Raw genomic sequence first — 583 nt, 5'->3', positions numbered from 1 at the left:
TAGGGAAGTAGGGAAGTAGGGAAGTAGGGAAGTAGGGAAGTAGGGAAGTAGGGAAGTAGGGAAGTAGGGAAGTAGGGAAGTAGGGAAGTAGGGAAGTAGGGAAGTAGGGAAGTAGGGAAGTAGGGAAGTAGGGACCCCTTCCTAGTCGACAGCGGGGCTTAAACCACGCACCAACGTCATTCTGCCCGTCCCTATTCTCGCATTATTACCGTCATCCTTGGATCACTAGCGCCATCCTCCCATTACTACCGTCATCCTTCGGCACTACCGCCAGCCGCCTACGGCCATAATTCGCACACCGCCTCCGTCATCCTTGCCCTACAGCCGTCATAGTCCGTGACCATCCGACCTCGCGCCACCAATGTCGGGCAACTACCGGATCCTTCCACTCCTGCCATCATCCTCGCAGTACTGCCGTTATCGTCGACCTACCACCGCCGTCATCAACTCTGTTGAACGAGGTCGTCTCTCAGTCTCGCATTGAGCACGACAACGATCTTTCGCATGACGGCAGCGAGAGCGACGATCGGCTTTTTGCCACTGGCGACGAGACGTTTGTAGAAGGCGGCGAACTCGCCTTTGC

General features: G+C 55.9%; 1 pseudogene. It reads right to left on the bottom strand.

Annotation, left to right across the window (positions count from 1 at the left end):
* Positions 1 to 443: 443 nt before the first annotated feature.
* Positions 444 to 583, bottom strand: a pseudogene (locus tag AC1DNI_RS22755) (IS110 family transposase); the annotation flags it as partial.

This window comes from Phyllobacterium sp. 01N428 (assembly GCF_056399405.1).
This window is presented reverse-complemented; position numbering and strand designations above follow the sequence as displayed.